The organism is Streptomyces sp. NPDC028289 (assembly GCF_055565975.1).
In genome coordinates, this window is record NZ_JBVHTI010000008.1 from 90,162 (window position 1) to 100,668 (window position 10,507).

Here is a 10,507-nt window from a genome sequence, read left to right on the forward strand (position 1 = left end):
CCTCCGGCATCCGGGCCTCCGGCATCCGGGCCTCCGGCATCCGCCCTTCCAGTGTCCGGGCCCCGGCCGTGGTCAGCTCCCGGTCGGGGTGCCGTGCAGCCGGACCGTGCTGAGGATCTTCATGATCGTCGCCGTCGGGACCTCGCCGTTCACTCCCTCGGCGCCGTAGAAGTCCCACGACACCAGGTCGCCGGCCGAGTTCTCGAAGCCGAAGGTGATCGCCTTGCCGTCGCTCGCGCACTTGCCCTTCTGCGGGCTGTTCGTCGAACGCGCCCAGGCGTAGGCGCCCTTGAGACCCGACGCGGTGGTGTACGCGGTGGCCTTCTTGTCGTGGGTGATGGTCTTCTTGTCCGGGTACGTGTAACCGCCGTACACCCACCAGGGGACCTCCCGGACGGCCGCGTCGCCCGGGGTCTTCGCGCCGCTCTCGCCCTTGGTGCCCACCCCCGCCAGGGACGTGTCCTCGGTCCTGCCGTCCTTGTCGTCGTCGCTCGTGCACCACTTCGACTTGTACTGGGCGGGCGCCGACATCGTGATGATCGGCTTGCCGTCCCTGTCCTCGAAGCCGACGGACGTCCCCGGGGTGAGGACCTCCCAGTCGGCCGGCACGTCGAAGGCCGTGCCCCACTTGGGGTTCACGACGGTCTTCCAGCCCGCGATCGTCGGCTTCTCGGTCTCGTCGCCCCCGCGCGGATCGTCGTCGGCCGACGTGGAGGCCGAGGCGGAGGCGGTGACGGTGGGCGAATGGCTCACCTGCTGGTTCTTGCCGGAGTCCGCCTTGTCGTCCTTCTTGCCGCCGAGGACCAGGAAACCGGTCACGCCGGCCGCCACCACGACGGCCGTCGCCGCGATGATCGCGACCAGCTTCGTGCGGTCGCCGCCACCGCCCCCGCCCTGCGGCGGCTGCGGAGCGCCGACGGGCCCGGGCGGGCCCCACTGCGGCTGCTGCCCGTACCCGCCCTGCGGCGGATACTGCTGGTAGCCGGGCTGCTGGTACGGATTCGGCTGCTGGTAACCCGGTTGCTGATACGGGTTGTTCTGCGGGTACTGCTCGCCCCCTGGCGGCTGCTGTTCTGGCCACATGGCTCGTAACCCTAGTGCCGGCCGGTCCGGCCGAAGGCGCGGGCGGGGGCCTGGCCTATGACAACGGTCATAACACCGCTTCTGGTCAGGCTCTGCTACTCGCTAGTAACATGCCCGTCATGAGCACTGACCAGATGTCGATCGGCGAGATGCTCGCCGCCACGGTCCCGATGGTCCGGACCCTCAACCTGGAGTACCTGGAAACCACTCCGGAGCGGGCGGTGCTGTCCCTTCCGGACCAGGGCGACTTCCACAACCACATCGGCGGCCCGCACGCGGGCGCGATGTTCACCCTCGCCGAGTCCGCGAGCGGCGCGATCGTGCTGGCCGCCTTCGGCGACCAGCTCTCCCGGGCCGTGCCGCTCGCCGTCAGCGCCGAGATCGCCTACAAGAAGGTCGCCCTCGGCCCGGTCAAGGCCACCGCGACCCTGGGCCGCCCGATCGCCGACGTCGTCGCGGAGCTGGACGAGGGCAAGCGCCCCGAGTTCCCGGTCGCCGTCGCCATCACGCGCGAGGACGGCGCGGTCACCGGTGAGATGACCGTCGTCTGGACGCTGCGTCCCAACGGCTGACCGGCCGGCCCTGCGCCGACGGCAGTCGGCACCCGGCATTCGACACCTGGTGTTCGACCCCGGCAGCCGGGGCTCAACGGCGGTGTCGGATGCCGGACGGGGTGAGCGTCGTCGGACCCTCACCCCGTCGGCCGTCGAGGGGCGCTCAGGCGGCGCGGCTCTCCTCGCGCCCGGTCCCCGTCTCCTCCAGGCCTGCCACGAACTCCCTGAGCCAGGCCGTGAACTCCGGCCCCAGGTCCGGACGTTCGCAGGCGAGCCGGACCACCGTGCGCAGGTAGTCGGCCTTGTCGCCGGTGTCGTAGCGCAGCCCGTCGAAGACCACCCCGTGCACCGTGCCGGCCGCTGCCAGGTCCTGCAGTGCGTCCGTCAGCTGGATCTCGCCGCCGCGGCCGGGCGCGGTCCGCTCCAGGACGTCGAACACCTCGGGGTCGAGGACATAGCGGCCGATGACCGCGTAGTTGCTGGGTGCCTTCTCCGGGGACGGCTTCTCCACCAGGCCGGTCACCCGGACCACGCCGTCCTCGCCGGTCGGCTCGACGGCGGCACAGCCGTAGAGGTGGACCTGTGACGGGTCGACCTCCATCAGTGCGACGACACTGCCCTGGTGGCGGTCGCGGACGTCCAGCATCTGGCTGAGCAGGGTCTCGCGGGCGTCGATCAGGTCGTCGCCGAGGAGCACCGCGAAGGGCTGGTCGCCCACGTGGTGCCTGGCGCACAGGACCGCGTGGCCGAGGCCCAGCGGGTCGCCCTGGCGGATGTGGTGGATGTCGGCGAGCCGCGCGGGATCGCGTACGGCGTCCAGGCGCACGGTGTCGCCCTTGGCGGCCAGCGCCTGTTCCAGCTCGAAGGCGTGGTCGAAGTGGTCCTCGATGGCCCGCTTGTGCCGGCCGGTGACCATGAGGATGTCGTCGAGCCCGGCCTTGGCGGCCTCCTCGACGACGTACTGGATGGCCGGCTTGTCGACGACCGGCAGCATCTCCTTCGGCGTCGCCTTGGTGGCGGGCAGGAACCGGGTGCCGAGCCCGGCGGCCGGGACGACCGCCTTGCGGACCGACCGGGGGGACGAGGGGGCGGGGGAGGGGTGGGGGGCGATCATGCGGCACATGCTGGCCCACCGGGATGAGAGGGGGCCGGGAGAAACGTGGGAGGCGGCTGTGGAACCCGGCGTTCCGCCGCGGGTGACCCCGGCCGTCCGTGAGTTGAAGATTTCGTGTGCCACCGGGTCCCCGGCGCACACAAGTTGAACCTGTGCGACCGCTGAATCCGGACCGGATGCGGATACCGCCGGTAACTTATCTGAATACGCGGTTTTTTGAACCTGAGTCACCTCAACTTCTTGTTTCCTGCGAGACCTGTGTGCAAAGGTGAGCCACCCCGCGGGAGGGCCCACAGAACGGTACGGCCGTCAGACCGGCCGTTATGGACCCCAAAAGGTACGCACCAATCAGCACTGCATTCCGTCAGGGCGCCATTTCGCATGCCGTCCTGCGGCTCGGAAGGAAATGGTTCAGTGCAATCCCCCTACCCCCCACGCCCGCCCTACCCGCCTCGCCCCGGTTCGACCCCGGGGGAGTCCGACCGCAATCTCATCGCCCAGCTCACCGGCGCCCCCGCGGCCAGGCATCATGCCGTCGCCCTGCTGCTGGCCCGGCACTGGCGTGCCACCTGCGACTACGCCGTGGTCTGCCTCGCCGCCGCCACGCCCACCGCACAACTCGTCGCCAGTGCCGCCTTCGAGCGGGTCCTCGGCAGGCTGGCCGGCGGTGCGGTGGGCGGCGCCCTGCGTCCGCAGCTCCTCGTGGCGGTACGGGAGACCGTCCGCGCGTGGGCCGCCGACGAAGCCGTATCGGTGGTCGCGCCGGAACTGCGCAAGACCACCGGCGGCCGCGGACTCAGCGCCGCGAGACCCGGCACCCCCGAAAGACGGCAACTCGCCGAACGTGCTTTCCAGGCTCTTCCGGGAGCCTCGCAATGCCTCCTCTGGCACACCGAGGTCGAAGCCGAACCCATAAACATACCCGCTGGTCTGCTGGGCGTCGACACCGCTACCGCGACCGCCGCACTCGACGAGGCCCGCGAACAATTCAGGACGGGATTGGTGCGCGCCCACCGGGAACTCGCGCCCTCGAAGGAATGCCGCTTCTACAACCGGCTCCTCGACCTCCCCATTCGCCGGGGCGGCGCTCTGCTCCCGGATGTGCAACGGCATCTCACCGACTGCCGGTACTGCCGGCACGCCGCCGAACAACTCAGCCATTTCGACGGCGGCCTGGGGGTGCTGCTCGCCGAGACCGTGCTCGGCTGGGGCGCCCGCCGCTATCTCGACTCGCGGCCCGGACCCGGCGCGGTCGTCGAGGCCTGGCCCGCCGGAGGCGAGGCCGCGCGCGAGGCAGTGGTGCCCGGCGGACGGCACCGCATCGTGACCGGGAGCGGACGGCGCAAGGCCGTGCTGGCCGGTGCCGGCCTGGTCTCCCTGGCACTCCTCGCCACCGTACTCGTGGCCAAGGGCTGGTCCGACGACGGCGGTGTCCCGCGCCCCGGCACCACCTCCTGGGGAGCCCCCGGCGGCGGCACCACCCGGTCCGGCCCCGCCGTGAACCCGCCCTCCTCGACTTCCCCGTCCCCGGCCTCGGCGGGCGAGCCCGTCGAGATCGCCCACGGCAGGCTGCGCAGCCTCGACGCCGGGCGCTGCGTCGACGTGCGCGGGGGCAGGGTGCGGACCGGGGCCGAACTGCGGCTCGGCCCGTGTTCGGACGCCGGGTCGCAGCAGTGGTCGTACCAGGACGACGGCATGCTGCGCAGCGCGCTCGACCCCACCCTCTGCCTCGTCGCCGACCCCGGTGCGCACAGCGTCGTGGTCGCCGGCTGCCTGGTGCACGCGGGGGAGGTGTCGTACGACCTGACGGTGCGGGGCGAGCTCGTGCTCCGCTGGGACAAGGGCCTCGTGCTGGCAGCGGACGGCACGCGGGTGGTCGTGGCCGGGCGGAACGGGTCGGTGCGGCAGCGGTGGGAGATGGTGTCCGCGAGCGGCGGTGTGTCGGTGACGCCGAAGACCACGCCTCCCGCACCATCCGTGCCGGGCAGGACCGGGCCGACGGGGATCCTTGTGCCCCCGCCCGTTCCGGAGGAGCAGTCCGCCGAGCCGCAGGAGCCCTACGGCACCCGGGTCGCCCAGGCCGGGGACCGACACCCTCCCGCCGCCGTCAAACCGACCGTGCCCCACGAGCCCGAGAGCCCGGGCCCGGGTCCGGCCGACGAGGCCCTGGACTCTGTGCCGGCCACCGTGACGGACGTCCTGGACTCCGTTCCCGACGTCGCGAACGTAGCGGGCCGCCTGCTCGGCTGATGCCGGATGGGGCCGGTCGGTCGAGCGCCGCGGAGCGCCGGCGGTCGGTTGCGGCACAGCCGTTCGACCGCCCGGTCGGCGGCGACTGCCTGCCGCAGGCGGTCGACGACCGCGGGCAGGCGCGCGGCGGGCAGGCGCGCGGCGGGCAGGCCATCCACCCGAACCCGGCGCCGAGGGGGCGTACTGCAGCACCCCTTCGTCGTGGGGCCCCCAGCCAGGGTCCCGAAGTTCATTCGCCAGATGCGGCCGAGGGCCGAGGGCGACATCGGCACCGGGGGTGCTTGGTCAGCGGTGGCTCTGAGCGGGGGTGTGGGCTCGCAGAGAGTCACTTTCGACTCGCCGACCAGTCCGGTCAGGCGCGCGACCTCGGTATCGGTCAACTGCTCGGCAATCCGAGAAGCGCCGGAAGCGAAAGCGGAAGCATCCAAGCCCATATTTTCGCATCCCCCCGTTGCGGAGCCGCTCAGTCGTCGATGGCAAAGATCAACCTCCCATGACACAGGACACTCCTGGCACGGCTGCGTGACCGGCCGGCACCAAGGTCGGCCGGACAGTCACGCGAGCGATGGCCACCGGTCGGCGGCCCACTCCGGCCATCCTGACCACCCAGGAGGCGGACCTCCTAGCTCATGTCCGTCGAGCTCCGTGGCGTCGGGCTCCTCGAACACCGTCCTCCAGTGCAAGAGGTCCGCCTCGCTCATCACGAAGGTCTGGTCAGGGGTGGTCGACTGGCGATGGGCGATCCGAGCACGTTGGGTCTCATGGTCCACCGGCACGTACACGAGTTGACAGGACGCACCCGCAGACATCACCAACCAGTGGATCGCGGACCTCTCGTCACGAGACCAGCATCCGAAATCCAGGACCACGTTCGTTCCCAGCTTCAGCGCCTCCAGACCCAGCCAGAGCAGGCGTCCTTCCAGCACATCGCGCTTCCCGGCCGGCTGTGGATCGCCGAACAGCGGGAGCATCCACTCATCCGGCGTCAGCCGCAGCCCGTTGTGCTCCTCGGCCACCTGTCGAGCTCTCGTGGTCTTTCCGGCCCCGGGCAGGCCAACCGTCAGGAACAACGTCGTCACGCCGGGATCTTGTCACGAAGGCCAGGTGATCACGGCGTGAGCCAAAGGCGGATCGAAGCCACGGTGACGGTGCCGTGGAAGACACAGGCCCGCATGTCGAATCTCGTGGCCACGGCCCGGGACTTCTTGAGCGCGTTGATCGGCGGGAGGAGTACGCCTTGTCTCAGCCGAGATGGTCAGGCCGAGTCCGTGGACGCCCGCCGTCCAACACGGAGGCCGGACTTCGGCAGATGCGGCTTCAGCCGGACCCATCGTCTCTTGTGCGATCTCCCCGCCCCATGCGCATGCCAACGAACCAGGACCGAGACGGTCACGAGATCCGCCGGACAGGCCCTAGTCTGCTACTTGCGTCGCTGCCTGCGCCGCGTGGACACGTTCGACAGGACCAGGACAGGACCAGGACGGAACCATGCCGGGAGAGATGTCGCCCACCGGGAAGCAATCCGGCCCCGGCTCGCCGCCCGAGCTGCGGGCGTCGCACGCCGACCGGGACCGGGTGGTGGACGTGTTGCGTGTCGCGGCCGGGGACGGCCTGCTGACCGCGGAGGAGTTGGACGAGCGCCTGGAAGCCGCCCTGTCGGCGCGGACTCTGAGCGAACTGGCCACGCTCACTGCCGACTTGCCGCCCATATCGGCTGAGGTCGGGGTACTCGGGGCGGAAGTCAAGGACGTGGTGCGGATCGAGCAGGTCCACAGCGGCGCGGTCAAGCGCGTGGGGCGCTGGGTGGTACCGCGCAGGCTGGAGCTCGCGGTGACCTACTGCGAGGTCACGCTCGACTTCACGGATGCGGTGATCACGCACGACACCCTGCGGATCGACGTGGCCATGACGGGGAAGGCGCTGACGCTGATCACGAGGCCGGGCATCGTGGTCGATGCCGACGGTCTGCAACTGGTGCACACCAAGGTCAAGTACCGCCAGTCGCCGACGAGTCCGGCAACGCCGGTCACTCTGCGAGTAGAACTGGTCGGCCAGAAGGCCCACGGTCGCGTGGTGGTGCGGCCCCCGCGCCGGACGCTCGCGCAGTGGCTGCTGCGCAGGCCCGCATCCCGTCCCGTGGGCGCCTGACTCCGGCCGGGACGGCCCCGGCGGCAATCTCTTACTGCCCCGGCGACGGAGTCCGGCCCGGCGGCTTCGGTGCTGACCCTGCCCACCGCACTGCGGCTCGACGAGCGCGGGGTCGTCCACGCCGAGCCCCGCGGCACGGGCTGGCGGCAGGTGGCTTCGCTCGCCCTGACGGAGCTCTACCAAGCGCAGTGCACCGACACGCTGCGCCGCCTGAAGTCCTGCCGCAACCCCCGCTGTCTGACCGCCTTCTACGACCGCTCCCGCAACAACAGCGGCGTCTGGCACGACGTCCACGTCTGCGGCAACGCGGCCAACCTGCGCAACTACCGTGCGCGCAAGCGGGCGGGCGCGGACCGGGTCTGACGGGAGGCGGGCCCCGGCCCGCCCCGGCGGACCGCCGGCCGTCCCGGTCCCGGAGGGCCGGCCCTCCGTTTTCGGTTCTTGTCGGCGTCGGGCTCTTTTCTTGTTCAGATCGTTGACACGAGTCACCACCGGATCTAGGTTTCCGACGCGCCGGTGGTGCGACTGACGGTTCGTCAAGGTCCTGTGGGGGTTGATGCGTTCACAGGCCGAACGCGCTCGGGGGTTGCCTTCGGCGTCCTCGCGGTCCACATCGTCGTGCCCGCACACCGAAGGAGTGACGGCTCATGTCCGAAACCGTCTCCCGACGATCCGCCCTGCGCCTCACGGCCGGTGCCGTCGCCGTCGCCGCCGCGGCCACCGGCGGACTCATACCGCTCACGCCCGCCGCGGCGGACAGACCCGAGACCGGGGCAGGCCCCCGCGTGGAGAGGCTGCTCGCCAGACTCACACTCGACGAGAAGATCTCCCTGCTGCACGGGGCCGACGACCCCGACTCGCTCGGTCAGGCCGGCTACGTGCCCGGCGTCCCCCGGCTGAACATCCCGCCCCTCAGGCTCGCCGACGGGCCAGCCGGCGTCCGCATCACCGAACACGCCACCGCACTGCCCGCCCCGGTGCTGCTCGCCTCCGCCTTCGATCCCGAACTGGCCCGCCGCTACGGCCAGGTGATTGGCCGGGAGGGCCGCGCCCTCGGCCAGGACGTGCTGCTCTCCCCGATGGTCAACCTCATCCGCACCCCCTACGCGGGCCGCAATTTCGAGACGTTCAGCGAGGACCCGCTGCTCGCCTCCGACCTGGTCGCCGCCGAGATCCGGGGCATCCAGGGCGAGGGCCTGATCGCGACCGTCAAGCACTTCGCCCTCAACAACCAGGAGCGGGACCGCAACACGATCGACGTGCGCGCCGGTGAACAGACCATGCACGAACTCGAACTGCGCGGCTTCGAGGCAGCGGTGGACGCCGGCACCGGTGCGGTGATGGGCTCCTACAACCGGGTCAACTCCACCTTCGCCTGCGAGAACAGGACCCTCCTCACCGACATCCTCCGCGACCGGTGGGGCTTCGCGGGCTGGGTGATGACCGACTGGTTCGCCGCCCACAGCACCGTCGCCGCGATCACCGCCGGCCTCGACATGGAGATGCCCGACGGCACGTACTTCGGGACGGCCCTCAAGTCGGCGGTGCGGAACGGCAGCGTGCCCGAGCGGTACGTCGACCGGGCGGTACGGCGGATCCTCTCGGTGATGGACCGCTTCGGCCTCCTCGACGGCAGCGCCCCGCCCCGCCCCGGCCGCGACGCCACGGCGGGCGCCGCCGTGGCCCTGGCGGTCGCCAAGGCGGGCGCCACCCTGCTGCGCAACGAGCACGGCACCCTGCCCCTGGACGACGGCAGTGTCGCGGTGATCGGACCGACCGGCTCGCTGCCCTTCGTCAGCGGCGGCGGCAGCGCCCATGTCGTCCCCGACCACGCCGACAGCCCCCTCGACGCCGTCAAGGCCCGGACCCGCGGCCCGGTCACCTACGCCCTCGGCGAGGACCTGTTCGGCAAGGCCCTGCCGGCCGACGCCCTCAGCCCCGGCTTCACCGGCGAGGGACAGCGGGTGGGCGCCGGAGAGCAGTGGACGTACGACGGCACGCTCACCGTCGCCGAGGACGACGAGTGGACCATCGTGCTCCACTTCTCCTCCGCGGCCACCGCCCGCCCCAAGGTCCTGCTCGACGGCGAGGAGCTCTTCCCCCTCGCGGCCGGATACGGCGAGTACTTCTCCGGCGGCCTGGTCGCCGCGGCCCCCGACGGCCTGGGCGTCCGCCGCAGGACACTTCAACTGGCCCGCGGCACCCACACGTTGAAGATCACCGCGGACGGCGGCGACTCGGGTCTGCTGTTCCGGCTGCGCCGCATCACCGGCGCGACCCGCGCCCAGGACCTCGCCGACGCGGTCGGCGCCGCCCGAGCGGCCCGCCATGTCGTGCTGTTCGCCTACGAGGACGCCACCGAGGGCCTCGACCGCACCACCGTCGCCCTCCCCGGCCACCAGGAACAGCTGATCCGCGCGGTGACGGCGGCCAACCCGCGCACCACCGTCGTCCTCAACACCTCGTCGTGCACCTCGATGCCGTGGCTGGCGGGGACCGGAGCCGTGCTCCAGATGTACTACCCCGGCCAGGAGGGCGCGGCCGCCACCGCCGCCGTCCTCTTCGGCGACAGCGACCCGGGCGGACGTCTCACCCAGTCCTTCCCGGCCGACGACGACCACCATCCCGTCGCCGGCGACCCACGCCGCTACCCCGGCGTCGACGGGGTGGAGGAGTACTCGGAGGGCATCCACGCCGGCTACCGCTGGTACGACGCGCAGGGCGTGCGGCCCCTGTTCCCCTTCGGGCACGGGCTGTCGTACACCTCCTTCGCCTACTCCGACCCGCAGGCGCGGTGGGCGCGCGGCGGACTGGAGGTCACGTTCACCGTGCGCAACACCGGGCGCCGCGCCGGGATCGCGGTGCCGCAGGTGTACGTCGGGCCCTCCCCGGATCTCCGACTCGACCAGGCGGTACGGGTGTTGGGCGGCTACCGGCGACTGGAGCTGGGGGCCGGGGAGCGGCGGCGGGTGACCGTGCGGGTCGCCGCGCGCACCCTGTCGTCCTGGGACGCGCGGCACCATCGCTGGACGCTCGGCACCGGGCGGCGGACCGTCTGGGTCGGCGCCTCGTCGGGCGACCTGAGGCTGCGCACCGGCGTGCGGGTGGGTGGCGGGCACCGCTGAATTCCTGTCAATGAACGGCCGGAGAGCAGAGGCTCTCCGGCCGTTTACTTCAAGGGTTTACAAGAATTTTCCCCGCCGTGTGTTTCATTTGAAGTGACGTGGTTGACGGCAGGTTTTTGTCAGGATTGGGTGAGGGCCGGCGCAGGAGCGCTCCGTTCGGGTTTCCGGTGTGCCAGGATCGAGCCAGCGGGCCGAAGTCATCCCGAATTTACAGAGCTCGGCGCGGCCGCACG

At 71.4% G+C, this 10,507-nt stretch carries 8 protein-coding genes and 1 pseudogene; 5 read left to right on the plus strand and 4 right to left on the minus strand.

Annotation, left to right across the window (positions count from 1 at the left end):
* Window positions 1-72 precede the first annotated feature (72 nt).
* Window positions 73-1,083 (minus strand): DUF8017 domain-containing protein, encoded by a 1,011-nt coding sequence (locus ACZ4UV_RS37095; protein ID WP_467844040.1) that lies wholly within the window; start codon window positions 1,081-1,083, stop codon window positions 73-75.
* A gap of 134 nt (window positions 1,084-1,217) precedes the next feature.
* Between ACZ4UV_RS37095 and ACZ4UV_RS37100 the strand changes: the two genes are divergently transcribed.
* Entirely contained in the window at window positions 1,218-1,655 is a 438-nt protein-coding gene (locus ACZ4UV_RS37100) for a DUF4442 domain-containing protein (protein ID WP_089105668.1), read from the plus strand.
* Window positions 1,656-1,800: 145 nt separating this feature from the next.
* On the opposite strand, the gene galU is transcribed toward ACZ4UV_RS37100, so the two are convergent.
* Complete coding sequence (gene galU, locus ACZ4UV_RS37105; protein WP_451019128.1) at window positions 1,801-2,751, minus strand: UTP--glucose-1-phosphate uridylyltransferase GalU; 951 nt, start codon at window positions 2,749-2,751, stop codon at window positions 1,801-1,803.
* Between the two features lie 414 nt (window positions 2,752-3,165).
* Between galU and ACZ4UV_RS37110 the strand changes: the two genes are divergently transcribed.
* Complete coding sequence (locus ACZ4UV_RS37110) at window positions 3,166-5,001, plus strand: RICIN domain-containing protein (RefSeq protein ID WP_467844044.1); 1,836 nt, start codon at window positions 3,166-3,168, stop codon at window positions 4,999-5,001.
* A 554-nt stretch (window positions 5,002-5,555) separates the two neighbouring features.
* Here ACZ4UV_RS37110 and ACZ4UV_RS37115 read toward each other — a convergent pair.
* Both ACZ4UV_RS37115 and ACZ4UV_RS37120 read right to left on the minus strand, forming a co-directional pair.
* A complete protein-coding gene (locus ACZ4UV_RS37115) occupies window positions 5,556-6,080 on the minus strand; it encodes a P-loop nucleotide/nucleoside kinase family protein (protein WP_467844047.1) in 525 nt (174 codons plus the stop codon).
* Between the two features lie 29 nt (window positions 6,081-6,109).
* Window positions 6,110-6,217, minus strand: a pseudogene (locus ACZ4UV_RS37120) (IS5/IS1182 family transposase); the annotation flags it as partial.
* A gap of 272 nt (window positions 6,218-6,489) precedes the next feature.
* On the opposite strand from ACZ4UV_RS37120, the gene ACZ4UV_RS37125 reads away from it, so the two are divergent.
* From ACZ4UV_RS37125 to ACZ4UV_RS37135, 3 genes are all read left to right on the plus strand, one after another.
* Window positions 6,490-7,149, plus strand: coding sequence for a DUF1707 SHOCT-like domain-containing protein (locus ACZ4UV_RS37125; RefSeq protein WP_467844050.1), 660 nt, complete (start codon window positions 6,490-6,492; stop codon window positions 7,147-7,149).
* A gap of 69 nt (window positions 7,150-7,218) precedes the next feature.
* Window positions 7,219-7,512 carry a CGNR zinc finger domain-containing protein gene (locus tag ACZ4UV_RS37130; RefSeq protein ID WP_467844053.1) on the plus strand — a complete coding sequence of 98 codons (294 nt, stop codon included), beginning with the start codon at window positions 7,219-7,221 and terminating at the stop codon, window positions 7,510-7,512.
* 284 nt (window positions 7,513-7,796) lie between these two features.
* On the plus strand, window positions 7,797-10,274 hold the full coding sequence (locus tag ACZ4UV_RS37135; protein WP_467844056.1) for a beta-glucosidase: 2,478 nt from the start codon (window positions 7,797-7,799) through the stop codon (window positions 10,272-10,274).
* The last annotated feature ends 233 nt before the right edge of the window (window positions 10,275-10,507 follow it).